Here is a 24,751-nt window from a genome sequence, read left to right on the forward strand (position 1 = left end):
CCCCTGGCCCACACGCCGGGGGCGGTACGCTGCGGGCATGCTGCTCGTGCTGAACGGCCCCAACCTCAACCGACTCGGCCTGCGGGAACCCGGCGTGTACGGCTCCCAGACCCTCGAAGACCTGGAACGGCAGTGCGACGCCTGGGGCGCGGAACTCGGGCAGGCCGTCACCTGCCGCCAGAGCAACTACGAGGGCCAGCTCATCGAATGGATCCACGAGGCCGAGGAGCACGGCTTCACCGGCATCGTCCTGAACCCCGGCGCGCTGACGCACTACTCGTACGCGCTGCGCGACGCCATCGCCGGACAGCGCGTCCCCGTGATCGAGGTGCACATCAGCAACGTGGACGCCCGCGAGGAATTCCGCCACAGGAGCGTCACGGCCGCCGTGTGCCGCGGCAAGATCAGCGGCCTGGGCTTCCTCGGCTACCGCCTGGGCCTGGAGGCGCTGGTCGAGGGGCAGGGATGAGCAACTGGCAGCCCTACCCGCGCCGGGCGGACAGCACCGTGACCGGGGAACTCTGGCAGCTGGACGGCGTGAGCGACGCGCAGCACGCACCCCGGCCCGTGCTGGTGTGGCTACCGCCCTCCTATCACGCGGACACGTTGCGGCGGTACCCGGTCGTGTACTTCCACGACGGGCAGAACGTGTTCGACGCCGCCACCAGTTACAGCGGCGAGTGGAGTGCCGACGAGACCCTGACCGCCCTGGCCGCGCAGGGCACCGAGGCCATCGCCGTCGGCATCCCCAACGGCGGGGACCGCCGCTTCCACGAGTACAGCCCGGTCGAGAACCCCGACTACCCGCAGGGCGGCGGAGGCGGTGCGGACGCCTACGTGGCGTTCCTGACCGGCACGGTGAAACCCGCCGTGGACGCCGCTTTCCGCACGCGGCCCGGCCCGGACGACACGGTCGTGATCGGCTCCAGCATGGGCGGCGTGATCAGCCTGCACGCCTGGCTGACCTGCCCCGACGTGTTCGGGCACACCGGGATCATGAGCCCCGCCTTCTGGACGAACGGCGGCTTCTCGCTGCGACAGGCGCAGCAGGCCCCTCTGCCAGTCGGGCGCGTGTGGGTGGACATTGGTGGGCGGGAAAGCCCCGAGTTCCCGGACCGGATGCGCGCCTACTGGACCGAGGCCCACGCCTTCGCGGACACCCTGAGCGCCCGGGGCCTGGGCGAGAAGCTGCGCTTCCAGGCCGACCCGGCCGCCCCGCACCATGAGAGTGCCTGGGCGTCCCGGCTGCCCGCCGCACTGCGCTTCCTGCTGACCGGGCTGTGACACCGCACCACACGGATGCCGTCCGGGCCCTCTCCCTACGACCTGGTGTACACGAGACTTGCCCCGTCTGCGCTCTTCTGGTACCCTTGCGTTTAGTGTCTCGCGCTTGGTAGGGCCGAGATGACCGGGAGGCACCCGGACACGCCAGCAGCCTTCTCCCCCGTCGGCCTGGACCGTGTCGCAGCCAAATCCCCTAACTTCGGAGTTTCACGGTGAAAACCTACATCCCCAAAAATGACGAGCAGAACTGGGTCGTCGTGGACGCCACGAACGTGCCCCTCGGCCGCCTCGCGACGCTGATCGCCAGCCGCATCCGTGGCAAGCACCGCCCCGACTTCACCCCCAACATGATCCAGGGTGACTTCGTGGTCGTCCTGAACGCCGCCCAGGTCGCCCTGACCGGCAACAAGCTGGACGGCAAGGTCTACACCCGCTACACCGGCTACCAGGGTGGCCTGAAGAAGGAAACCGCCCGCGAGGCGCTGAAGAAGCACCCCGAGCGCGTCATCGAGCACGCCGTGTTCGGCATGCTGCCCAAGGGCCGCCAGGGCCGCGCCATGCACAGCCGCCTGAAGGTGTACGCCGGTGAGGCGCACCCCCACGCCGCTCAGAAACCCCAGACGCTCGAGGTCAAATAATGGCGATTCAGCAACCCGAACAGTTCTACGGCACCGGCCGCCGCAAGAGCGCCGTCGCCCGCGTGTTCCTCCGCCCTGGCGAAGGCAAGATCATCGTGAACGGCAAGGACTTCCAGACCTACTTCCGTGGTCTGCTCCGCGCCTTCCACGCCCTGCAGGCCTTCCGTGAAACCGGCACCGCCGGCCGTTACGACGCCGTGATCACCGTCACCGGCGGCGGCCCCACCGGCCAGATCGACGCGATCAAGCTGGGCGTCGCCCGCGCCCTGCTGAAGGTCAACCCCGACTTCCGCGCGCAGCTCAAGCCCAAGGGCCTGCTGACCCGCGACCCCCGCGAAGTCGAGCGTAAGAAGTATGGCCTCAAGAAGGCCCGCCGCGCCCCCCAGTTCAGCAAGCGCTGATCCCCGCAAAAAAAGCCCCCGCACCTTCGGATGCGGGGGCTTTTTTTGTTGATGGTTGATGGTTGATAGAGGATGGACTGGGCTGGCCCCAAAGTTTGGACAGTTTCGAGTAGAGACTCGGCTCAAGAGCAGGGTACAACATGGGCTCTTTCTGCTTACCCAGGGGACGGTCTGACGTCCACATTTGCGGTGCCCTGTCCGCAAAGGGGGGCGGCAGGCCGCCCCCTGGCCTGCTGAGCAAAATCGTCAGGGGTTCGGTAGCCCAGCGAGGAATGCGGTCTTCTGGCGTTGTAAAAGTTGCGATAGCTGTCCAGGACGACACCGGCGTGCCGCGCCGAGTAGAACACCTCCAGATTCAGACATTCCTCCCGCAACCGAGAGTGGAAACTCTCAGCGAAGCCGTTCTGCCACGGTTTCCCTGGCTGAATGAACCGAGTGCCAACGTCCTGAACCGCCAGCCAGATCCCCAGGTCGCGGGCGATGAACTCCGGGCCGTTGTCGCTGCGGATGAATCCTGGCGCGCCACGCTTGGCAATGACCTCGTGCAGGACGTCCTTCACGTCCATGGACGTGAAGGACTCCGCCACCCGCAACGCCAGGGACTGACGGGTGAACTCATCAGTCAGCGTCAGGATCTTCAATGTCGTCCCCTCCAGGGTCTGATCGAAGAGGAAGTCATACGTCCACACGTGGTCGGGGTACGCAGCCTGCATGGGAACACCCGCTCCCGTGCGGATCTTCTTCCGGCATCTGGTATTGACCGTCAGGTGCTCTTCCCGCCAGATGCGCCGGACCTTCTTCCGGTTGATGCGATGTCCCTCCTGGACGAGCAGCGCGTGAATGAACCGGTACCCGCGTCGAGGATGCACAAGGGCCAGTTCGCGAATGTGCTGCCGGAGATCCCCATCGTGACGCGGCTTCGGACGGTAGTACCAGGTGGATCTGGGAATGCCCACCAGGAGGCAAGCCCGTTCGGGCTTGACCTGGGCGGCGACGAGTTGCCTCGCTGCCGCCCGTCTCTCGGCGGGCGTCACCGCTTTTTCTGGATCACGTCCTTCATGGCATCGATTTCCAGGCGCTGCTGCCCAACAATTTTCAGGAGGCGGGCGTTCTCCTTCTCCAGACGACGAAGCCGTTTGGCTTCGTCGGGCGCCGTATCGCCGTATTTCTTCTTCCAGGCGTAAAAGGACGCCGGACTGCAGCCGAAGTCACGGCACAGGTCCTCGACTGACTTCTCGCCCTTTTTGGCGTCCTGGAGCAGTTTGATGATCTGATCTTCGCTGAACTGCCGGTTTTTCATGGGGGCCTCGCTTCCCAGCCTACGGCTGGCGGGGGGGCGAGCCTGACTCTCTACTTCATCCCGTCCAGTTTTCGGGGGGCAGACCAGGACCGGCTCCCTTCTCTATCAACCATCAACCATCTTCCATTAACGCCTCGTGTGCGCGGCGTACCGCTCCAGGATGGCCCACCCCTGCCCGCCGCGCATGACCTCGCGGGCCTGTTCGACGCCCTCGCGGATGCTCGCGGCGCGGCCCGCGGTGCGCAGGGCCGCCCCGGCGTTCAGGGCCACGATGTCCCGCTGGGCGGGCGTACCGCCGCCGGTGAGGAGCACGCGGGTGATCTCGGCGTTCTCGGTGGGGCTGCCACCCACGATCGCCTCGCGCGGGTGCAGGCTCACGCCGGCCTCCTCGGGGTGAATCGTGCGGTCGATGATCTCGCCGTCGCGCAGGCCGGAGACGGTGTTCACGCCGCTGACGGTGAACTCGTCCAGGCCGCTGCCGTTCACGACGGTCGCGCCGCGCGCACCCAGCAGGCGCAGCACCTCCGCCAGGGTGCGGGTCAGTTCCGGCTTGAACACACCCACGACGAGATGCGTGGCACCCGCCGGGTTGCTGAGCGGCCCCAGGATGTTGAACACGGTGCGCGCCGCGAGTTCCGAGCGGACGGGCGCGGCGTGCCGCAGGGCCGGGTGGTAGTTACGGGCGAACATGAACCCAATGCCCAGGGTGTTCACGGCGTCCGCCACCACGTCCGGCGTGGCGTCCAGATTCACGCCCAGCGCCTCGAGCACGTCGGCGCTCCCGGCGCGGCTGCTTGCGGCACGGTTGCCGTGCTTCGCGACCGGAACGCCCGCGCCCGCCACCACAAACGCCGTCGTGGTGCTGATGTTGAAGGTGTGCGCGCCGTCCCCACCGGTGCCGACAACGTCCAGCAGGACCTCGCGCGGCTCGACGTTCACTCGCACGGCGTGCTCGCGCATGGCCTGCGCGAAGCCCGCGATCTCCTCGGGCGTCTCGCCGCGCACCCGCAGGGCCGCCAGCGCCGCCGCGAGGCGCACGCCGCTCAGTTCGCCCTCCATGACCTCCCGCATGAAGGTCGCCGCCTCCACCTGCGTCAGGCGCTCTCCGTTCATCAACCTCGCGTGCATCACTTCACTCCCTCCAGCCGCGCACGGAACGCCTGCACCTCGGTCAGGAAGTTCCGCAGCATCTCCAGTCCGTCCTCGGTGGCAATACTCTCCGGGTGGAACTGCACCCCGAACACCGGGAACTCCCGGTGCCGCAGGGCCATCACGACCTCCTCGCCGGGGTCGGTCGTCCACGCGGTCGCCACCAGTTCCGGGGGCAGGTCCCGCACCACCAGCGAGTGGTACCGCGTGACCGTCACGCCGTCCCGCAGGCCCGCGAACAGGCCCGAACCGTCATGCCGCACCGGGCTGGTCTTCCCGTGCACCGGCAGCAGCGCGCGGCCAACCTGCGCCCCGAAGGCCTCCCCGATACTCTGATGGCCCAGGCACACGCCCAGCACCGGCACCTCTGCCCCCAGCTCGCGGATCACAGCCACGCTCTGCCCCGCCTCGGCGGGCGTACACGGCCCCGGCGACACCACGATCGCGTCCGGATTCAGCGCCCGCACGTCATCCAGCGAAAACGCATCATTGCGCCACACCGTCAACTCCGCGCCCAGCTCACCGAAGAACTGCACCAGATTGAACGTGAACGAATCGTAATTATCGATCAGGAGGAGGCGGAGGGGAGGGAGTGGGGAGTGGGAAGTGGGAAGTGGGGAGTGAGATGTCATGTTCTGGCCTCCTGAACCTGAATGAAACGGGTGATGCGGCGCATCAGGACACCGAGGGTCTGAAACGCGGGGTCGAGTTGATCGGCGCTGGAGAACCGGAGGCGCAGGGCCAGTTCCAGATGGGTCAGCAGTTCATAGGCGGACCCCAGCGCGATGCGGCAGAAACGCGCCAGTTCACCCGGCGAGCCGCGCCCGACCCCCTCGGAGATATTGGCCGGAATGGACACCGACGCGCGCCGCGCCTGACTCGTCAGGCCGTACAGTTCCGAACTGGGCCAACCGGCAGACAGTGCGTACACGTCCTCGACGAGTTGCATGCCTTCCTGCCAGATCCGCAGGTCACGGACACTGCCGGGCATGGCCGCCGGACCACTCACCACTCACCACTTCCCACTCACAACCCCCCTGCGGCGAGTTCGACGGCGCGCATGAGGGCGGCGGCCTTGTTGCGGGTTTCCTGTTCCTCGCTGGCTGGGTCGCTGTCAGCGACGACGCCTGCTCCGGCCTGGATGTGCACGCGGCCGCTGGTGATGACCATGGTGCGCAGGGTGAGGGCCATGTCCATGCTGCCGTTCAGGGCGATGTACCCGAAAGATCCGCCGTAGGGGCCGCGGCGGACGGGTTCGAGTTCGTCGATGATCTGCATGGCGCGGATCTTGGGTGCGCCGCTGACGGTGCCCATGGGCTGCACGCTGGCCAGGGCGTGCAGGGGCGTCTGGTCTCTGCGGAGGGTGGCGGTGACGCTGGAGACGATGTGCATGACGTGGCTGTAGCGTTCGATGGTGAACGCGTCGTGCACGCGGACGCTGCCGTACTCGCTGACCTTGCCGAGGTCGTTGCGGCCGAGGTCCACGAGCATGAGGTGCTCGGCGCGTTCCTTCTCGTCCGCGAGGAGTTCGTCCGCGAGGGCCTGGTCGTGTTCGGGGTTGGCGCCGCGCGGGCGGGTTCCGGCGATGGGGCGGGTGGTGACGGTGTGGCCGTCGCTGGAGAGGAGGCTCTCGGGGCTGCTGGCGACCAGCGTGACGGGGCCGAGTTGCAGGTACCCGAGGTACGGGCTGGGGTTCACGCGGCGCAGCGCGCGGTACAGCGCGAAGGGGTGCAGGTCGCCCAGGTCGGCGCTGAAGCGCTGGCTGGGCACCACCTGGAAGATGTCCCCGGCGCGGATGTACTCCAGGGCCTCTCTGACGGCAGCCTGGAAGGAGTCCGGGGTGAAGTTGCTGGTGAACTCGGGCGGCGTGGTGGGCGTGCGGCCCGGCACGGCGGGCAGCGGCCCGCGCAGCCGCTGGGTGAGGCGCTGCACCTCCTCCTGCGCGCCCGCGTGGGTGTCGGCGGTGGCGACGGTGATCAGGCGGTGTTTGAGGTGGTCGAAGATGACCATGCCGCGCGGCGCGATGAAGCACGCGTCGGGGACGTTCAGTTCGTCGGGGTTCGCGTTGGGGAGGCGCTCATAGTTGCGGATCAGGTCGTACGCGGCGTACCCGATCGCGCCGCCGATCAATGCCGGGAGGCCGTCCGGGATGGGCGCGGGGCGGACGGTCGCGTGGTACAGCCGCGCCAGCGGGTCGGTGTCCTGCCCGTCGAAGTCGCCGAAGGTGCCGCTGCTGGTCACGTGCGCGCCGCCCGCCTCGAAACGGCCCTGCTCGCCCACACCGATGAACGAGTAGCGGCCCAGTTTCTCCCCGGCTTCCACGCTCTCAAGCAGGAAGGTGACGGTCTCGCCCTGCGCGACTTTCAGGTAGGCGGTGACGGGCGTGTCGAGGTCGGCGTTGAGTTCCTGCACGGCGACGGCCAGAGGGGAGCGCGGATTCGGTTGCGTCATGGGTCTCCTGGAGTTCGGGGGCGGGGGGTCAAAAAAACGCCCGGGTGGGAGTTCCACCTGGGCGCGTCCGTGCAGTGTCGGAATGCGAGATCAGACCCAGGTTCTGCTGGGCCACCACCACGCACCGTACACGGTCATGCGTGGCAGCATAGCGCGCCCCCCCGGCCTGAATAGCGCGTGTGTAGACAGGCTGCCGCTCGGGCGGACGGGTCAGCCGGGCGTGACGGTCACGGTCACTGCCTGCCCCTCCTCCAGCGCCTCGGCGCGCCGCACCGCGACCTTCACGGGCAGCAGGTACCCGCCGTCCTTCGGGAAGATCGAGGTCCGGAAGCGGGTCTCCCGCACCACTGCCTCGCAGGGGATCATGCCCCAGCCGTACGTCACGAAGCGCGCCGCGTCCTTCAGATCGGGAACCAGATCCTCCGGCACGCGCAGGAAGTAGTGCGGGGCGGGGCCGCGCCAGTGGAACAGCTCGGCGGTGAACGTCAGGGCCATGCGGGCAGCCTACCCGCTTTCAGCCTCGCTCCTCGATGCCCTCGCGGACAGCGTTCATCAGGGCCTCGTCGTACAGACCGGCGTAGTGATCGCCGAGGTTCACGAGGAACTGCATCTCCTCCCGGGTGGTGCTGGCACTCAGGCGCGTCTCGAAACTCAGCAGCAGCGCGCCGTACGCGAGCGACGCCGCGCCCGCGATGGCGATGATCACGGGGAGCGGCCCGGCCGCCTCGCCGATCAGGGCGCTCCCGCCGATCAGGATGCTGGTCAGGACCAGCAGCGCCACTGCGAGGTACAGCGCCGTCATGGCCCGCACGATGATGCGACTGCGCCGCGCCAGCCGGGGGAGCTGCTTCACGATCAGGCGTTTCTCGTCCCGTGCGAGCGCCTCGGTGCGTCCCTCGTCGGTCACGAGCACCTTGAAGCGCGCCGTGAGCTGCCGCACGCGGTCCGTCACGCGGCCCAGGCGGCTGCTGGTGCTCATCAGGAGCGTGCCCGCGCCGCTGATCAGCACAGCCGGGGTGATCATCGCGGTCAGGACCTGCAGGTTCGCGTCGGCCATGCCATGAAGGTACGCTAAAACCCCACTGGGACGCCTTCGACAAATCTGCACATTCCCTGCGAAAACCCTGCACGGCCCCCCGTCATCCTTTGACTCAGGAGAAGGGCAGCGGCGAGGGCCGCACCCGGATCGAAAAGGAGACCCACCATGAACAAGATGCTGCTGATCGTCGCCGCTGCCCTGAGCCTCGCCACCACCGCCTTCGCCGCCAGCCCCATGACCGTGTACGCCACCGACGGGAACGGCCACAGCTACCAGGGCCTGTACACTGAATCCAGCTGGATGGCCATCAGCGTGCCGCTGAGCGCCCTGGGCGGCTCTCTGCCCAGCAACGCCAGTCTCGACGTGTCCGGACTGCGGAATGGGGTGTACGTGACGCTCGACAGCGTGGAGGAACGGGGTGACAATGCGTTGTTCTACGTCAGCGTCAGCCGGGACGACACGAGCGTGACCTCGAACGACATGGCCAGCATCGGCATCAAGAACGGCGACACGCTGCTGACCACCGTGCAGATCCCCGTCTACGGCGGCGCAGATCTGTCCGCCGAGTAATCGCTACAGGGTTCACCAGGGTGCGTGCCCACTTCCGTTCGGGAGTGGGCTTTCGCGTTGCGGGTCTGCGGGTCGCTGCGGCGGATGCTCTAGGCTGCGGGGCATGTGGGAGTCACGGCGGGCGGCGGCGGTGCCGGGCAGCGTGTTTGCGCTGATGGATGCCGCGAAGGGGCGGGCGCGGGCGGCGGGGCTGGAGATCGTGGATCTGAGTATCGGGAGCAGTGACCTTCCGCCGCCAGACGTGGTGCTGGAGGTGCTGCGCGGGGCGACGCGCGATCCGGGGACGTACCGCTACCCGCTGTTCAGCGACACGGCTCCGCTGCGTGAGGCGGCGGCGGGTTATCTGGCACGCCGCTTCGGTGTTCGGCTGGACCCGGCGAGGGAGGTGCTGCCGCTGATCGGCGCGCAGGAGGGCCTCGCGCACCTGCTGCTGGCGGTGACCGATCCGGGGGACACGCTGCTGCTCCCGGACCCCTGTTACCCGCCGTACCTGGGGGCAGCGGCGGTGGCGGGCCTGAACGTGGTCACGCTGCCGCTGCGGCCCGAGTCGGGGTTCCTGCCGGACCTGGACGCCGTACCGGAGGGCGTGCGGCCCCGGGTACTGCTGCTGAACTACCCGAACAATCCGACGTCGGCGGTGGCGGACGCGGCGTTCTTCCGGCGGGCGGCGGCGTGGTGCCGGGCGCGGGGGGCGCTGCTGGTGCATGACCACCCGTACGCGGAGCTGACCTTCGGGGCGTACCGCGCGCCGAGTGCGCTGGAGGCCGGGCTGGAGGGTGTGGTGGAGCTGCACTCGCTGAGCAAGACGCACCACATGGGGGGCTTCCGGGTGGGCTTCGCGGCGGGGGACGCGGGCGTGATCGCGGCCCTGGCGCGGGTGAAGGGCGCGGTTGATTTCCACCCGTACCTGGGCATCCAGCGGGCGGCGGCGCACGCGCTGTCCCTGCCGGACGAGGTGGGCCGGGCAGGCGCGGCGGTGTTCGAGGCCCGGCGGGACGCCCTGATCCCGGCCCTGCGGGACCTGGAGTGGGAGGTGACGACGCCCGAGGCGAGCATGTACGCCTGGGCGCGCGTGCCGGGCCTGCGGGACAGCGTGGCGTTCGCGGTGCGCGCCGCCGAGACGACGGGCGTGGCGGTCAGTCCCGGCGCGGCCTTCGGGGCGGGCGGCGAGGGCTTCGTCCGGTTCGCCCTGGTACAGCCGCCCGAGATCCTGCGCGGGGCCGCGCGGCGGTTGGGGACGGTGCCAGTCCAGTAAAACAGCGGGGCGCGGACGCCCTGAGTACGTCCTGCGCCCCGCCGCTCATGTCCCTTACTTGTCGAACTTGCCGTACCCGGCGGCGCTGCGGCGCTGGGCGCCGCGGGCGTAGTCCATCTGCATCTCGACGGTGTCGTGCTTGCCTTCGGTAAAGGTGCTGTCGTGAATCCAGTAGTTCAGGCGGTCGTCGCCGAGCTGCACCCAGAGTTTGTGCTGGTCTTCGGGGTCGCGCCAGAAGACGACGTGTTCGAAGGCGTTGTGCTGCGCCCAGGTCTGGATGTCCGACAGGACGCGGGCGGCCTTGGGGTGGGTCATCTGGAATTCCTGACCGTCGGCTTCGTTGCGGAACTTGATCTCGACCATGGTGGGTTCAGCGTAACAGACGCCGGGTGAACTGCGTTCAGAGTTGCGCGAAGGGGTCTTCATGTGTCCTACAGGGCGTGGAAGCGGTACCGCTCAGGGGGCGTCCGCCGGGCGGTACCGGCGCGTGATTCGGCAGGGCACGCTAGGGTGGGGGCGATGACGGACGGTCTGAAGGTCACCACGCTGAACGTGAACGGAATCCGCAGCGCGCTGCGCAAGGGGCTGCGGGACTGGGTCACCCGTGAGCAGCCGGACGTGCTGCTGCTTCAGGAGGTCCGCGCCGATCCGATGCCAGAGGCTCTGGCGGATCTGGACTACGCGGGGGCGTGGTTCCCGGCGCAGAAGGCCGGGTACAGCGGCGTGGCGGTCCTGTCGCGCCGCCCGCTGTCGGACGTCCGGGTGGGCATGCCGCACGCGGAGATGGATGCCGAGGGCCGCGTGCTGAGCGCCGTGGTGGACGGCGTGCGCTTCGTGAGCGTGTACCTGCCCAGCGGCAGCAGCGGTCCCGAGCGGCAGGGCTTCAAGGACCGCATGCTGCTGGACTTCCAGGCGTGGACGGACGCCCTGCTCGCCGAGGGCCAGCCCGTCGTGATCGGCGGGGACTACAACATCGCGCACCGGCAGGTGGACCTGAAGAACTGGCGCTCGAACCAGAAGAACAGCGGCTTTCTCCCGCACGAGCGCGAGTGGATGACCGCGCACCTGGCCTCGGGCCTGACGGACACGCACCGCGAGTGCCTGGGCGAGGACGCCGCGTACACGTGGTGGAGCAACCGCGCGAACGCGTACGCGAACAACGTCGGGTGGCGCATCGACTACCTGCTCGCCTCGGGCGTGGCCGTGCAGGAGGTCCGCGTGGACCGCGAGGCGCGCCTGAGTGACCACGCGCCCCTGAGCGGCGTGATCCGGGCGGGCGGGCCGCTCGGGGAAGGGTAAAGTTCGCGTCAGATGAGCCCGGAAGGCGCGTGATATGCTGAGCGGGCTGCCGGGTTCAGGACAGCGCCCCCGCCCACTCACCGCTCAGCACCCGCTGACTGACGCTGGACGGAGGGCGCAACCCGAGGATAGCGAACACCTGCTGCCCGTGGGCGGGTCGCGCGCACGCCAGCCTCTGTCTGAGAAGCGCGTCTCACAGTTAACCCCCACGGGCGCGTCCTGAGTGACCAGGAACGTACATGCCGAAAACGAAGAAGACGGAAGCGGTGCCCGGCACCGAGAGGACCGGCACCGACATCACCAAGACCACCCCAGCCAAGCGCGGCGCGAAGAAGACGGCCGCCCAGACCGAACCGAAGAAGGCCGCCAGCACGCCGGCCCGCCCGGCGAAGAACAGCGCCAGCACGTCTGCCGCGAAAAAACCCGCCACCCCCCGCGCGAAGAAGGCTGCGGCAGTCACGTCTGAACCTGTCGCCGAGGCAGTTTCCCCCGCCGAAGGCATCACCGTCGCCGAGACGGTCACGACCCCCGTGCAGGCCGCGCCGAAGCGCGGCGCCCGCAAGGCGGCCCCGACTCCCGCACCCGTGGAACATGCCCCAGCTGAGGCAACCCCAGCCGAGGCAGGTTCCGCCGACGTGACTGCCGAGGTCGAGGCGACCCCTGCGCCCGCGTCCGAGCCGCAGCCCGTGAAGGCTCGCCGTGGCCGTCCGGCGAAGGCGAAGACCGCGCCCGCCGCGCAGCCCGACATTCAGGAGCCCGCCACGACGCAGCCGGTTCAGACCACCCGTGGGCGGAAAGGGCGCGCGGCAGCGGTGGAAGCGGCCGACACCGGAACGGTCACCACCGTGGAAACTCAGCCTGTCGAGGTCACCCCGGCGGAGCAGGCGCCCGCTGCCCGTGCGAAGACCGGGCGCCGCTCCAGTAAGGCCGAGGTCGCGCCCCTGCCGGACGTCGAGCCCGCGCCCGTCGTCGAGGCGGCACCTGTTGTCGAGGAGGCACCTGTAGAGGTCACTGCGCCCAGACGGCAGGCGGGTCGTGGTCGCCAGAAAGCCAGCGAGCCCACGCCCGCACCGACGGTGGAGCTTGAGCCCGAAGTGCAGGCGGACCTCGCACCGACCGGGGCGGCTGCCGTCGAGGTTCAGGCCGGGCCTGCCGTGAAGTCTGCCCGCCGGGGCCGCAAGCCCAAGGCGGCGCCCGTGCAGGACGCTGCGGCCAGCGAGCCGGAGGTCGTGGCGGAGGCCCAGCCCGCAGCGGCACCTGCGGAGTCCGAGCCGGTGATCCTGGAGGTGCCCCGCAAGCGTGGTGGCCGCCGCAAGAGCACGCTGCCGAGCGCTCCGCTGGAGGACGTCCTGACCGGCGTGGAGGCCGTCACGAGCGAGCCTCAGACGACTGAGGTCGCAGCCGAGGCTGTCGAGGTTGAACCGGTCGCCGCTGAGCCTGTGGTGACGGAGGCGCCCGCGGCAGCATCGAAGGGTCGCCGGGGCCGCAAGAAGAAACCGGAGACGACCCCCGCGCCCACCCCGGTAGCGGCTGATGAGCCCACCCCGGTCGCGGATCAGGGAACGGAATCCGACGAGGAGGGGGCCGAGGAGCCTGTGCCCGGCGCGGACCCGCTGCAGTCCATCGTGGTGGCGCAACTGCGCAAGCTGGGTCGCCCGGTGCACGTGCGGGATCTGGAGCGCACCTTCACGCGTCAGACCATGAACCGCCTGGGCGGCTGGCGTGAACTGACGGACCTGCTGGACGGCCTGGTCGAGGACGGGCAGGTCATCCGGACCCGCAAGAAGACGTACGGGCTGCCCGAGGCGATGAGCCTCATCCGTGGGCGCTTCCAGGCGTCGGCGGCGGGCTTCGGCTTCGTGATTCCGGACAGTGGCGGGGACGACTACTACGTGCCGGCCGAGCAGACGCTGGAAGCCTGGAACGGCGACATCGTGCTGGTGCGCCAGGAGGGCCGGGGGGACAGCCGGGACGACCGGGGCCGGGGCGGGTCGCGCCGCGGTCAGCGTGGGGACGGCAATCCCCGCGCGAGCGTCGTGCGGATCGTGCAGCGCGCCTACCGTCAGCTGGTGGGGACGCTGGAATTCCACCACGGGCACCCGATCCTGAAGCCGGACGATCACCGCGCGCGGCACCGCATTCTGCTGCTGCCCGAGGGTCTGGACGGTCTGGAGGCCGGGGCGCGCGTCGTGACCGAGCTGTTCTGGCCCGAGCACACGGGCGAGGACGAGGTATTCGGGCAGGTGTCGCGCGTGCTGGGTGACCAGGATGATCCCTTCACCGAGACGGAGGCCGTGATCGTGAAGTTCGGTCTGCGCGGCGACTTCCCGCCCGAGGTGCTGGAGCAGGCGAACGCGATTCCCACCCAGATTCCGGAGGAGGCCCTGAAGGGTCGCCTGGACCTGCGTGGCTTCAACATCTTCACGGTGGACGGCCGGGACGCGAAGGACTTCGACGACGCGATTCACATCCAGCCGACGCCCGAGGGGACGTTCGTGGTGGGCGTGCACATCGCGGACGTGAGCCATTACGTGCAGGAGGGCTCGCCGCTGGACGTGGAGGCGTACGCGCGGGCGACGAGCGTGTACCTGCCGGGCCGGGTGCTGCCCATGCTGCCCGAGCACCTCAGCAACGGCGTGTGCAGCCTCGTGCCGTACGAGGACCGCCTGACCATGACGGCGCTGGTGGAACTGAGTGCCGAGGGCGAGATCCTCAAGGTGCAGCTGGCGCCCAGCGTGATCAACAGCAAGGCCCGCCTGACGTACGACGAGGTGCAGGCGTACAGCGAGGCGACTGCCACGCTGCCCGAACACGCCCGTCACCTCGAAGGTGACCTGCACCTGCTGCTGAAGATCACCACGAAGCTGCGCCAGAAACGCCTGCGTGAGGGCTCGCTGGACTTCAAGCTGCGCGAGGTGAAGGTGGACGTCGGCCCCGACGGGCGGATGGAACTCATCCCGATCCGCGAGGAGACGGCGCGCGGCATGATCGAGGACCTGATGCTGCTGGCGAACAAGGTCGTCGCGCACGAACTGATCCAGCGCGAGATCCCGGCCCTGTTCCGCATTCACGAGGAACCCACCCTGCAGCGCTTCCAGGACGTCACGAACGCCATCGGACGCATGGGGCTGGCCTTCCCCGGCGGGGAACCCACCCCGCAGGCGTACCAGGCGGTGCTGAAGCAGGTGCGGGGCACGCCGCGCGAGAGCGTCGTGAACACGCTGCTGCTGCGCTCCATGCAGCAGGCGAAGTACGCCGGGGAGAACCTGGGGCACTTCGGGCTGGCGTTCGCGGAATACCTGCACTTCACCTCGCCGATCCGCCGCTACCCGGACCTGCTCGTGCACCGCGTGCTGCGCGGGATGCTGTCGGGCGAACTGAAGGCCAGTTCGCGCGCGGTGGCGCAGCTGCAATCTCGCCTGCCCGGCATGGGCGAGCACACCAGTGAGCGGGAACGCGCCGCGACGGAAGCGGAGCGGGACCTCACGAAGTACTACCAGGCGAAGTGGGCGCAGGAGCACCTCGGGGAGTCCTTCCCCGGCACGGTGTCCGGCGTGGTGTCGAGCGGGCTGTTCGTGGCGCTGGACAACGGCGTGGAAGGCAAGCTGCACATCTCCCATCTGGACGACGACTACTACGTGTTCATCGAGGACGCGCAGATCCTGCGTGGCCGCAGCCGCGGGCGGTCGTTCCGCCTGGGCGACCCGGTGCACGTGACCATTCAGGCCGTGAACCCGCTGGCGCGCCAGACGGACTTCACGATGGCCGACCCGACCGACCCGGACTACCGCCCGGGCGACCTTCATCAGGAGACCGATATGGATTCACCCGTCAAACCCCGTGCCCGCCGCCGTGACGACCGCGAGCAGGAAAAACGCGAGAAGCTGCAGAGCCTGCCCGTGAGCGAGCCGAAGAAGTTCACGCTGGAGGACCCCTCGAACCGCCCCACGCTGTCCCCCTCGGCGGGCGGGCGCACCGGGCGCGGGCGCGGCCAGGGTCAGGGGCAGGGGCAGGCCACCCGTGAGGGCCGTGGGGAACGGGCCGGTCAGGGCGGCCGGACGTTCGGCGGGGTCAGCATGGGCCGTTCCCGGCGCGTGATCACGCTGGAACGCCCCCGCAACGAGCACCTGCGTCCGGTGAACATCACGGTGCAGCGCATGTACTTCGGGGACTGGACGCTGGAGAACATGCCGCCCGAGGACGGTCAGGGCGGCGGGCGCGGCGGGCGTCCCCCCATGCGTGAACGGGGCGGCGGGGAGCGTGGGCGTGGTTTCACGCGCGGCGGGAACGACCGGGGCGCGGTGCAGCGCGTGAACGGCCGTCAGCAGGGCCAGGGGCAGGGTCGTCAGAGGGAGTCCGCTCCGGTGCAGGCGCCGCAGGCTGCGCCCGCCCCGGTGCAGGACGCGGGCGGTGAGGACGCCAAGCGCCGCCGTCGCCGCCGGGGCCGCCGTGGCGGTGGCAGCACACCCTCGCAGAGCTGAACTCGTGACGCGGGTCGGGCCGGTCTCCTGTGGGGGATCGGCCCGCCGCTTTGGTCAACCTCTCATGATGCCCCTCTGGCGGGCGAAGACCGTACGCGACGTTCCAGAAGGCTCCGGGCGGAGCCCTGAGGTGGCGGGGTGACCTATGCAGGTGCCCGGAAGAGTGGGTCGTCTTAGGGTTCCTTTCATCGGGCGGGCCGGGCGGGGCGACTAGGCTGACCGGGAGACGGCGCGCCCCTGCCACTGCGGCCGCCGTGTGCTGGGAGGCCAACATGACGATTTCGGAACAGCCGGGCAACGCCCGTCAGCGCTCCCGCCTGGGGGCGCAACTGCTGCCGGGTGGGCGCGAGACCCGCTTCCGCGCGTGGAGCACCCGCGCGGAGAAGATGTGCGTGCGGATCGCGGGCGAGTCCTTTCCCATGGACGCCCTGCCCGGCGCGTACTTCGAGACGGTCCTGCCGGTCGGGGCGGGCACCCGCTACTGCTTCGAACTGGACGGTCACGCGCTGCCGGACCCGTACGCGCGCTTCATGCCGCACGGCGTGCACGGCGACTCGGAGGTCGTGGATTTCTCCGTGTACGAGTGGCAGCATCCGGACTGGGCGGGGCGGGCGCTGGCCGAGTGCGTGTTCTACGAGCTGCACGTGGGGACGTTCACGCCGGAGGGCACCTACCGCGCGGCGCAGGAGCGACTGCCGGAGCTGGTGGACCTGGGCGTGACCGCGATCCAGTTGATGCCGGTCGCGGCCTTCCCCGGCGAGCGCGGCTGGGGGTACGACGGCGTGGCGATGTTCGCGCCATTCGCGCCGTACGGCCGCCCGGAGGACCTGATGGCGTTCGTGGACGCCGCGCACGGGCTGGGCCTCGCGGTGTTCCTGGACGTGGTGTACAACCACTTCGGGCCGGACGGGAACTACCTGACGAGCTACAGCCCGTCGTACTTCACGGACCGCTTCCACACGGCGTGGGGGCAGGGCCTGGACTACGCCGAGCCGCACATGCGCCGCTACATCACCGGGAACGTGCGGATGTGGCTGCAGGACTACCGCTTCGACGGGCTGCGGCTGGACGCGACGGCCAGCATGCAGGACGACAGCGAGGAGCACATCCTGCACGAACTGGCCCGCGAGACGCACGCGCTCGGCGGGGGGCACGTCCTGCTGGCCGAGGATCACCGCAACCTGCCCGAACTGGTCACCGAGGTCGGTCTGGACGGTATCTGGGTGGACGACTTCCACCACGAGGTCCGCGTGACCCTGACCGAGGAGCAGGAGGGGTACTACGGGGGCTTCCGGGGCGGCGCGCGGGAGCTGTCGGAGGTGATCAACCGCGGCTGGCAGTACCAGGGGCAGTTCTGGAACGTGACGGGCGAGGAACACCACCGCGGGAAACCCGCGACCGGTCTGGATGCACCCAGTTTCGTGTACTGCATCCAGAACCATGATCAGGTGGGGAACCGCGCGCTGGGGGACCGCCTGCATCACTTCGAGTCCGTGACGCTGGCCGAGTACCGCGGGGCGAGCACGCTGCTGCTGTCGCTGCCGATGACGCCGCTGCTGTTCCAGGGGCAGGAATGGGCGGCGGGCACGCCGTTCCCGTTCTTCAGCGATCACGCCGGGGAACTGGGGCAGATGGTGACCGAGGGGCGACGGAGGGAGTTCGCGTACTTCTCGGGGTTCAGCACGCTGAACGTACCGGACCCGCAGGCGCCAGGGACGTTCCACAGCGCGAAGCTGAACTGGGCCGAACGCGAGCAGGGCGAGCACGGGCGGACCCTGGCGCTGTACCGGCGCCTGCTGCACCTGCGCCGCGAGGACCCGGTGCTGCGCGAGCGGTCGCGGCGGTTCATCCGGGCGGGCGCGGTGGACACCGGCACCGGGAAATCCGACACCGGGGACGTGCTGTGGGTGCGCTGGGAGACCCCGCGGGGCGTGCGGGTCCTGCTGTGGAACCTCACGAAGACGCCGCTGGACCCGCGCCTGCTGGGGCTGCCGTTCCCGCTGCCGCCGCAGGTGCTGCTGCATTCCGAGGGCAACCCCGATGCGCCCCCCGCGCTGGGCGACCTGCGCCTCGGTGCGGGTGAGGCGGCGCTGCTGGCCGGGCCGGTGGACGCGTGACCCCTGCCGGGACCCACCTGCCGGGCGCGACGTACCGCCTCCAGCTGCACAGGGACTTCGATTTCGCCTCGGCGCGGCGGGTCCTGCCGTACCTCGCGCGGCTGGGCGTGACCGACGTGTACCTCTCCCCCATCTGGACGAGCACGCCGGGCAGCACGCACGGCTACGACGTGACCGACCACGCGCAGATCAACCCGGAACTGGGCGGCCTGAAGGGCCTGAAACGCCTGTCGGCGCGGGCGCGTGAGCTGGGCCTGGGCCTGATCGTGGATTTCGTGCCGAACCACATGGGCATCCAGGGGGGGCACAACCCGTACTGGGAGGACGTGCTGCGGCACGGGCAGGCCAGCCGCTACGCGCATTTCTTCGATATCTCCTGGCATCCGCTGAAACGGGCGCTGGACGGGAAGGTGCTGCTGCCGGTGCTGGGCGACCAGTACGGCCGCGTGCTGGAACGCGGTGAACTGCGCCTGGAACGGCAGGGGGGCGAGTTCACGCTGCGGTACTGGGAGCGGCAGCTGCCGCTGTCGCCGCGCAGCGTGGCGCAACTGCTGGCCTGGACGGCCGCCGCGCTGCCCGCCGGGACGGACACGGTGACATTGGGGGAACTGGCGAGTATCCGCCGGTCGGTGGACACGCTGCCGCGCAGCACGTCGGCGGACCTGACCGACACGGACCGCGTGATCCGCGCGCAGGAGGTGCAGGTCATGACCCGCCGCCTGGGCGCCCTGCTGGACGAGTCCGGGGCGGTGCGCGGCGCGCTGGATGCCACACTGGACGCCGTGAACGCCGACCCCTCGCGGCTGGACTGCGTGATCGGCGAGCAGAACTACCGACTGGCGTTCTGGAAGGTCGCCGCCGAGGAGATCAACTACCGGCGCTTCTTCGACATCAACGACCTCGCGGCGCTGCGCATGGAGGACCCCCGCGTGTTCGCGTGGGCGCACGCGACGCTGTTCGACCTGCTGCGGCAGGGCCTCGTGCAGGGCGTGCGGCTGGACCACACGGACGGGCTGTTCGATCCGGCCGGGTACTTCCGGGCGCTGCAGGAGGGGGCGGCGCACGCGCTGAACCGCGAGATGGGCGACGAGCTGCCGCTGTACGTGGTCGCGGAGAAGATCCTCGAACCCGGCGAGAAGTTGCCCGAGGCGTGGGCGATTCACGGCACGACCGGGTACGACTTCCTGGCGCAGCTGAGCGGCACGTTCGTGGACCGCACGACCGAGGAGGAACTGGGCGCCATCTACCGCCGCTTCAGCGGGGACCGCCGCTCGTACGGGGAGCACCTGTACCGCGGGAAGCAGCTGATCCAGCGCGTGAGTCTGCCGGGCGAGGTGAACGTCCTGACCGAGCACCTGGAGCGGCTGGCCGAGTCGGACCTGAACGCGCGGGATTTCACGCTGAGCACGCTGCGCGCCGCGATCCGCGAGGTGATCGCGTCGTTCCCGGTGTACCGCACGTACGTCCGCGCGGACGGCGAGCGTGAGCCGGGGGACGACGCGAAGATCGCGCACGCCATCCGGGACGCGAAGGCCCACAATCGCGAGGACGGCCTGCCGGTGGACCCCAGCGCCTTCGATTACCTGCACGCGGTGCTGACGCTGAACGCGCCGGACGAGCGGGCGCGCGCGGCTTACGCGGAGTTCGCGCTGAAGTTCCAGCAGCTGACCGGCCCGGTCACGGCCAAGGGCGCGGAGGACACCGCCTTCTACCGGTTCGCGCGGCTGCTGTCCCTGAACGAGGTGGGGGGCGACCCGGCGCTGTACGGCACGCCACTGGCGACGTTCCACGCGGCCACGCAGGAGCGCGCCGCCCGCTGGCCCCACGCGATGCTGGCGGGCAGCACGCACGACACGAAGCGGGGCGAGGACACCCGCGCGCGCATCAGCGTGCTGTCGGAACTGCCGCAGACGTGGGCGGCGTACCTGAGCCGCTGGTCCCCGCTGATTCGCAGCCTGGAAACGCAGACGGAACTGGGGCGCGCGCCCACCCCGCTCGACAGTTACGTGCTGTTGCAGAACGCCCTGGGCGCGTACCCGCTGGGCGGGAAGCTGGAGGACTTCGCGGACCGACTGAGCGCCTACCTGCTGAAGGCGGCGCGCGAGGCGAAACTCCGCACCAGCTGGGCCGCCCCGGACGGGGAGTACGAGGCGGCGCTGGACGCCCTGGTGCGCGGCCTGCTGGCCGACGACGACTTCATGTCCTCGCTGGCGGAATTGCACGCGCGGATCAGTCCGCACGGCGCGCAGAACGGCCTGAGTGCCGCGCTGGTCCGCCTGACCGCGCCCGGCGTGCCCGACACGTACCAGGGCTGCGAGGGCTGGAACCAGAGCCTCGTGGACCCCGACAACCGACGCCCGGTGGATTACGCGGCGCTGAACCGCACGCTGGGCCGCCTGGAACGCGGCGAGGGCACCCTGGCTCTGGCGCGGAAACTGCTGGGCTCGTACGAGGACGGCAGCGTGAAGGTCATGGTCACCCGCGCGGCCCTGCACGCCCGCGCCGCCCACCCGGCGCTGCGCGAGGGGTCCTACCAGCCGCTCGACGGGGGGCGGCACGTCCTGGCGTTCGCGCGGCAGCACGGCACCGAACGCGTGGTGACGGTCGCGCCCCGCCTGACGTTCACGCTGACCCGCGAACGGACCCCCTGGGCGACCGGGGAGGTGTGGGGCACTCGGCAGCTGACCCTCCCCGCCGGGACGTACACCAACCTCCTGACCGGCGAGCGGCTGCGGGCGCGCGGCAGCAAGACGCCCCTGGCGAAGATCCTGGAGGACTTCCCCCTGGCCCTGCTGCGCCGCGAGTAGGGATCGGGTGGAGGCGGGACGTGAATCCACCTTCACCACCTGCGGGAACTTTCCCCGTGGTCACCGCGTAATCTGAGGCGTATGCAGACCTATCCCACCACTGCCCGTTCGACCGACATCGTGCGGACGTTCATGGCCCGCACCTATTCCTGGATGGCCGCCGGTCTGGCCCTGACCGCCGGGATCGCGTGGCTGACCGCCAGCAACGAGGCCCTGGCCCTGCAGGTGCTGAACCTGCGCCTGCCGCTGATCATCGCGCAGCTGGCGCTGGTGTTCGTGCTGAGCCTCGGCGCGCAGCGCCTGCCCAGCGCGCTGGCCGGGGTGCTGTTCATCGTGTACGCCGCCCTGACCGGCCTGACCTTCTCCTCGATTCTGCTGGCCTACGACATGAGTGCCGTGACGGCCGCGTTCGCCACGACCGCCGGGACCTTCGGCCTGATGAGCGTGGCGGGCTTCGTGATCAAGAAGGACCTGAGCGCCATGGGCCGCTTCTTCATGTTCGCGGTGATCGGCCTGTTCGTCGCCATGATCGTGAACCTGTTCGTCGCCAGCAGCGCCCTGACGCTGGGGATCAGCATTGTGGGCGTGCTGCTGTTCGCGGGCCTGACCGCGTACGACACGCAGATGCTGCGCAACCTCGCCCTGAGTGGCGTGCAGGGCGAGCAGGCCGAGCGGGCCGCGATCAACGGCGCGCTGGCGCTGTACCTGGACTTCATCAACATGTTCCTGTTCATCCTGCGCCTGTTCGGAATCGGCGGCAGCCGCGACTGACCCACGCACAGGAAAACGCCCCCGCCGATGCACTGGCGGGGGCGTTTTCCTGTTCAGGTCACTTCGGGTACAGCGTCTTCACGAGCGGACTGCCGAGGTTCGCGTCGCCGCGCAGCGTCGCGTACGGCAGCGTGACCGTCTCGGCACATGCCGCGACGACGTGCGGCAGGCTGCTGGGGGTCAGGTTCACCCCGGTCGCGCTCAGGTGCGCGGTGAACTCGTCGGCGTCCTCTCGCAGGACGTCCAGGCACTCGGCGTCCACCTTCGCCTTCACAGCCGACAGGTACAAGGCCTTCTGCCGCGCGGAGCTCAGTTTCGGGAACAGGGTGGTCAGGGGGACGGCGCGGCCCGTGGCGCGGTCCAGGATGACGCCCTCGGTCCAGTTGTCGGGGTGCGCGCCGCCGCAGTAGTAATTCACGTCCTCGCGCAGGCTGAGCAGCCGGGCGTTCGACAGGGTGAGACCGGCACTCAGGCTGTAGCCGTTCTCCGGGTCCTTCTGCGCCGATTCGGGCAGCATGGCGCGGCAGTCCAGCGCGTCCGCCGCGTGGCGCAGCTGCCGGTCCTGCAGCGCGGCGTTCAGCGCGCCGCTCGCGCCGGGCACGCGCGGGTACGTCACGCCGGACAACGGCTCGCGCACCGACCGGCCTCCGGGGAGCGTGACCCACGGGCGGTTCAGTTTCAGGAAGGCCAGCGGGTCCTCGCGGCGCAGCGCACTCAGGCCCGGCGAGAGGGGCAGCCGCAACGGCAGACGCGCGGCGTCCAGCGGCGCCAGGGTGACCTCCAGCGGGGCACTCGCACCGGGCGCCTGCCACGTCCCCTTCAGGCCGCCCGGGGCGGGCATCAGGCTGAAGCAGCCGGTCACGACCGCTTCGCCGCCCAGGTCGCGCCGGACGCTTTCCTCCAGGACCAGCGCGTTCCCGCTGCGGCGCGCCTCCAGGAACAGGTCGAGGCTGCGGCCCTCGTAGAAGTACCGCGACTCGCCCTTCGGGTCCAGACTCAGCGCGACCGGCAGCGTCCCGAGGGTGCCCCGGAACGTCCCGGCGCGCGCCCAGTCGGGCATTCCCTCGGTGCCGCCGCACCCGGCAGCCTGCGCGCCCGCACCGAGAACAAGGGCGGTGGTAAACATCCATCGCAACATGCTTGCAGCGTACACCGTCAGGGTTGCGGTCCCTCCCACACGCCGTCCCCACGGGCGTCCATGGTGCCGGTGCGCAGCAGTTGCGCCTCGCCGTCCCCGAAGGGCGTGTGGGTGCAGGCCCAGGCCACGGCGGCCTCGATGTCGTAGGGGGTGGCGTGGAAGGTGACGGCCCACTGGCCGTTCACGCGGTCCAGCCTCGTCCAGCGGGCGCGGGGGTCGCCGTCCACCTGATCGCTGACCGACCCGGCGTTCACGAGCAGCGTGTCGCCCACGCGGGTCGTCCCGGCGCGGTGGGTGTGGCCGCACAGGACCACCTCGGCGTTCAGGGGCTCCAGCGTGGCGTGCAGTTCGCGCGGGTCGCGGGCGCGGTAGTACCCGCCGTGGTCCCACACCCACAGCAGGCTGTGCCAGGCGCTGTCCGGCGTGCCGTGGCAGGCCAGCAGCCCCCCCGCGCGGGCGGTCAGCGGCAGCGCCGCCACGCGGGCCAGCAGCGCCGGGTCGGTGTGCGCCGCGAGCCACGCGCCGTACGACCGTGACAGCGCCGAGCGGCGCCCGCCGGGCCAGAGTTTCTCCTCGTTGTTGCCGCGCACCTCCAGCGCGCCCGCAGCCGCGAGTTCCGCCTGAATGCTGAGCGCGCGGGCGGGGTCGGCGCTCCCCTCGGCCTGATCGCCCAGGTTCACGATCAGGTCCGGGCTGGCCGCGCGGACCTCGCGCAGCACCGCGTCCAGCGCGAAGGCGTTCCCGTGCACGTCACTGATCACCGCGACCCTCATCACCGCGCAGCGTAGCGCGCCCGGGCGGAACTGTCCCCGCAAGTGTCACGCCCACGGCGCACACTGAACGCATGAAACGATTCCTCCCGCTGGCCTGCCTCCTCCTGCTCGGCTCCGCGCTGGCCGACCCGCTGGAGGGCACGTACGACGTCAGACGCGACACGTTCCTGGACGGCACCCTGAAAGGCACGCTGAAGATCACGGCCGAGGGCCAGGCCCTTCGCTTCACGTGGGACGCCCCGTACGGGAAGTTCAGCGGCCTGGGCCTGCGACTGGGGAACGCCGTGGCCGTCGCGGTCGGGAAGCCCGAGTGCGGCGTCGCCATCTACGCGCAGAAGGGCCGGACGTTCACGGGCATCTGGACGGTGACCGGTGCCGGGGTGGGCACCGAGACCTTCGACTGGGACGGCCTGAAAGCCGCGCGGGTGGACGTGCGGGGCAGCAACCCGGACGGCAGCACGTACACGGGCGACCTGCTCCTGCCCGTGCATAACGGCTACACCATGCCCGAGTGGATCATCGGCAAGAACGAGACCAGCGGCAGCGGAATCCTCCGGGACGGCACCCTGGCCACCGCGTTCGGCGATCAGAACTGCCAGGTGGCGCTGTACCGACTGAATCCCGCCACTGGTGAGCTGAGCGGGATGTTCTTCCAGCCGGACAACGCGCAGGTCATGAAGCAACCGGAGACAGCGACGCGCCGCTGATACCCTGCGCGCATGACGCTGCACCTCCGCCCCCGTTCGCCCGACGACCTGCCGGAACTGGTCACCGTGCTTCGCGCCGTGCACGAGCGAATGGGGTACCCGTCGGTGTGGCCGGACGACCCGGCGGCGTTCGTGCAGGGGCGCGGCGAGGCGTGGGTGGCGGTCCTGGCGGGCCGCGTGGCAGGGCAGGTCATGCTGGCCCCCCTGCCCGACCCGCGCCCGGAGTGGGCCGCGCAGCTGGGCCAGCCGGGCGAGATCTTGGAGGTCAAGCGGCTGTTCGTCAGCCCGGACGCGCAGGGGCTGGGGCTTGCTCGGGCGCTGCTGGCCCATGCACTGCGCGAGTCGCAGGCGCGCGGGGCGTTCAGCGTCCTGCAGGTGAACGAGTCGAGCGTGCCTGCCGTGCGCCTGTACGAACGCGAGGGCTGGCGGTTCGTGGTGCGGACCCGCGCGCCCTGGACGGACCCGGACGGCTCGCACCCGTGGGTGCGGGTGTACGCCCAGCCCTCCTCTTGAGCGGACCTTGAAAGATCAAGTGGCGTTCACGCGGCGCGCGGGTTTCTCGCCCCGGGAC

The 24,751-nt window shown here is 70.0% G+C and carries 24 protein-coding genes; 13 read left to right on the top strand and 11 right to left on the bottom strand.

Annotation, left to right across the window (positions count from 1 at the left end):
* Nucleotides 1-37 precede the first annotated feature (37 nt).
* From aroQ to rpsI, 4 genes are all read left to right on the top strand, one after another.
* The gene (aroQ, locus tag EXW95_RS06900; RefSeq protein ID WP_174366843.1) at nucleotides 38-469 is read left to right on the top strand and encodes a type II 3-dehydroquinate dehydratase; all 432 of its coding nucleotides are present in this window, start codon (nucleotides 38-40) and stop codon (nucleotides 467-469) included.
* Entirely contained in the window at nucleotides 466-1,284 is an 819-nt protein-coding gene (locus EXW95_RS06905; protein ID WP_174366844.1) for an alpha/beta hydrolase, read from the top strand. The genes aroQ and EXW95_RS06905 overlap by 4 nt, the downstream gene beginning before the upstream one ends.
* 212 nt (nucleotides 1,285-1,496) lie before the next feature.
* Entirely contained in the window at nucleotides 1,497-1,922 is a 426-nt protein-coding gene (rplM, locus tag EXW95_RS06910; RefSeq protein ID WP_046843114.1) for a 50S ribosomal protein L13, read from the top strand.
* A complete protein-coding gene (rpsI, locus tag EXW95_RS06915; protein WP_174366845.1) occupies nucleotides 1,922-2,323 on the top strand; it encodes a 30S ribosomal protein S9 in 402 nt (133 codons plus the stop codon). The genes rplM and rpsI overlap by 1 nt, the downstream gene beginning before the upstream one ends.
* 155 nt (nucleotides 2,324-2,478) lie before the next feature.
* Here rpsI and EXW95_RS06920 read toward each other — a convergent pair whose 3' ends face one another.
* The 8 genes from EXW95_RS06920 to EXW95_RS06955 all read right to left on the bottom strand — a co-directional run bounded on the left by EXW95_RS06920 (nucleotide 2,479) and on the right by EXW95_RS06955 (nucleotide 8,280).
* A complete protein-coding gene (locus EXW95_RS06920) occupies nucleotides 2,479-3,357 on the bottom strand; it encodes an IS3 family transposase (RefSeq protein ID WP_174366293.1) in 879 nt (292 codons plus the stop codon).
* Nucleotides 3,354-3,623, bottom strand: a complete 270-nt coding sequence (locus EXW95_RS06925; RefSeq protein WP_174366294.1) for a transposase — start codon at nucleotides 3,621-3,623, stop codon at nucleotides 3,354-3,356. Before EXW95_RS06925 ends, EXW95_RS06920 begins: the two co-directional genes overlap by 4 nt.
* Nucleotides 3,624-3,749: 126 nt before the next feature.
* On the bottom strand, nucleotides 3,750-4,736 hold the full coding sequence (gene trpD / locus EXW95_RS06930) for an anthranilate phosphoribosyltransferase (protein ID WP_174366846.1): 987 nt from the start codon (nucleotides 4,734-4,736) through the stop codon (nucleotides 3,750-3,752).
* Between the two features lie 14 nt (nucleotides 4,737-4,750).
* Nucleotides 4,751-5,404, bottom strand: coding sequence for an aminodeoxychorismate/anthranilate synthase component II (locus tag EXW95_RS06935; protein WP_174366847.1), 654 nt, complete (start codon nucleotides 5,402-5,404; stop codon nucleotides 4,751-4,753).
* Nucleotides 5,401-5,781, bottom strand: coding sequence for a four helix bundle protein (locus EXW95_RS06940; RefSeq protein WP_371809958.1), 381 nt, complete (start codon nucleotides 5,779-5,781; stop codon nucleotides 5,401-5,403). The genes EXW95_RS06935 and EXW95_RS06940 overlap by 4 nt, the downstream gene beginning before the upstream one ends.
* 17 nt (nucleotides 5,782-5,798) lie before the next feature.
* The gene (gene trpE / locus EXW95_RS06945; RefSeq protein WP_174366848.1) at nucleotides 5,799-7,223 is read right to left on the bottom strand and encodes an anthranilate synthase component I; all 1,425 of its coding nucleotides are present in this window, start codon (nucleotides 7,221-7,223) and stop codon (nucleotides 5,799-5,801) included.
* Nucleotides 7,224-7,433: 210 nt separating this feature from the next.
* Nucleotides 7,434-7,718, bottom strand: coding sequence for a DUF1905 domain-containing protein (locus tag EXW95_RS06950; RefSeq protein ID WP_174366849.1), 285 nt, complete (start codon nucleotides 7,716-7,718; stop codon nucleotides 7,434-7,436).
* Nucleotides 7,719-7,737: 19 nt separating this feature from the next.
* The gene (locus EXW95_RS06955; RefSeq protein ID WP_174366850.1) at nucleotides 7,738-8,280 is read right to left on the bottom strand and encodes a DUF2721 domain-containing protein; all 543 of its coding nucleotides are present in this window, start codon (nucleotides 8,278-8,280) and stop codon (nucleotides 7,738-7,740) included.
* Nucleotides 8,281-8,427: 147 nt separating this feature from the next.
* On the opposite strand from EXW95_RS06955, the gene EXW95_RS06960 reads away from it, so the two are divergent.
* Both EXW95_RS06960 and EXW95_RS06965 read left to right on the top strand, forming a co-directional pair.
* Nucleotides 8,428-8,832 (top strand): hypothetical protein, encoded by a 405-nt coding sequence (locus EXW95_RS06960; protein ID WP_174366851.1) that lies wholly within the window; start codon nucleotides 8,428-8,430, stop codon nucleotides 8,830-8,832.
* Between the two features lie 103 nt (nucleotides 8,833-8,935).
* Nucleotides 8,936-10,087, top strand: coding sequence for an aminotransferase class I/II-fold pyridoxal phosphate-dependent enzyme (locus EXW95_RS06965; protein ID WP_174366852.1), 1,152 nt, complete (start codon nucleotides 8,936-8,938; stop codon nucleotides 10,085-10,087).
* A gap of 54 nt (nucleotides 10,088-10,141) precedes the next feature.
* Here the strand turns inward: EXW95_RS06965 and EXW95_RS06970 are convergent, their stop codons facing one another.
* The gene (locus EXW95_RS06970) at nucleotides 10,142-10,450 is read right to left on the bottom strand and encodes a hypothetical protein (RefSeq protein ID WP_174368872.1); all 309 of its coding nucleotides are present in this window, start codon (nucleotides 10,448-10,450) and stop codon (nucleotides 10,142-10,144) included.
* Nucleotides 10,451-10,606: 156 nt separating this feature from the next.
* Here EXW95_RS06970 and EXW95_RS06975 point away from each other — a divergent pair, with 156 nt between their 5' ends.
* The 5 genes from EXW95_RS06975 (at nucleotide 10,607) to EXW95_RS06995 (ending at nucleotide 21,562) form a co-directional block, all read left to right on the top strand.
* Nucleotides 10,607-11,386: an exodeoxyribonuclease III gene (locus EXW95_RS06975; protein WP_174366853.1), complete on the top strand. Its 780-nt coding sequence runs from the start codon at nucleotides 10,607-10,609 to the stop codon at nucleotides 11,384-11,386.
* Nucleotides 11,387-11,625: 239 nt separating this feature from the next.
* Nucleotides 11,626-15,867, top strand: a complete 4,242-nt coding sequence (gene rnr / locus EXW95_RS06980) for a ribonuclease R (RefSeq protein WP_174366854.1) — start codon at nucleotides 11,626-11,628, stop codon at nucleotides 15,865-15,867.
* A 272-nt stretch (nucleotides 15,868-16,139) separates the two neighbouring features.
* Complete coding sequence (gene treZ / locus EXW95_RS06985) at nucleotides 16,140-17,984, top strand: malto-oligosyltrehalose trehalohydrolase (RefSeq protein ID WP_174366855.1); 1,845 nt, start codon at nucleotides 16,140-16,142, stop codon at nucleotides 17,982-17,984.
* Complete coding sequence (gene treY, locus EXW95_RS06990; RefSeq protein WP_174366856.1) at nucleotides 17,981-20,791, top strand: malto-oligosyltrehalose synthase; 2,811 nt, start codon at nucleotides 17,981-17,983, stop codon at nucleotides 20,789-20,791. The genes treZ and treY overlap by 4 nt, the downstream gene beginning before the upstream one ends.
* Before the next feature lie 81 nt (nucleotides 20,792-20,872).
* Nucleotides 20,873-21,562 (top strand): Bax inhibitor-1/YccA family protein, encoded by a 690-nt coding sequence (locus EXW95_RS06995; RefSeq protein ID WP_160976820.1) that lies wholly within the window; start codon nucleotides 20,873-20,875, stop codon nucleotides 21,560-21,562.
* A gap of 58 nt (nucleotides 21,563-21,620) precedes the next feature.
* On the opposite strand, the gene EXW95_RS07000 is transcribed toward EXW95_RS06995, so the two are convergent.
* Both EXW95_RS07000 and EXW95_RS07005 read right to left on the bottom strand, forming a co-directional pair.
* Nucleotides 21,621-22,700, bottom strand: coding sequence for a hypothetical protein (locus EXW95_RS07000; RefSeq protein WP_254605535.1), 1,080 nt, complete (start codon nucleotides 22,698-22,700; stop codon nucleotides 21,621-21,623).
* Nucleotides 22,701-22,717: 17 nt separating this feature from the next.
* Nucleotides 22,718-23,473, bottom strand: a complete 756-nt coding sequence (locus tag EXW95_RS07005) for a metallophosphoesterase (RefSeq protein WP_174366857.1) — start codon at nucleotides 23,471-23,473, stop codon at nucleotides 22,718-22,720.
* A gap of 71 nt (nucleotides 23,474-23,544) precedes the next feature.
* Between EXW95_RS07005 and EXW95_RS07010 the strand changes: the two genes are divergently transcribed.
* Together EXW95_RS07010 and EXW95_RS07015 are read left to right on the top strand one after the other, a co-directional pair.
* Complete coding sequence (locus EXW95_RS07010) at nucleotides 23,545-24,180, top strand: hypothetical protein (RefSeq protein WP_174366858.1); 636 nt, start codon at nucleotides 23,545-23,547, stop codon at nucleotides 24,178-24,180.
* 12 nt (nucleotides 24,181-24,192) lie between these two features.
* Nucleotides 24,193-24,693 (top strand): GNAT family N-acetyltransferase, encoded by a 501-nt coding sequence (locus tag EXW95_RS07015; protein ID WP_174366859.1) that lies wholly within the window; start codon nucleotides 24,193-24,195, stop codon nucleotides 24,691-24,693.
* The last annotated feature ends 58 nt before the right edge of the window (nucleotides 24,694-24,751 follow it).

Source organism: Deinococcus sp. JMULE3 (genome assembly GCF_013337115.1).
Taxonomy (GTDB): domain Bacteria; phylum Deinococcota; class Deinococci; order Deinococcales; family Deinococcaceae; genus Deinococcus.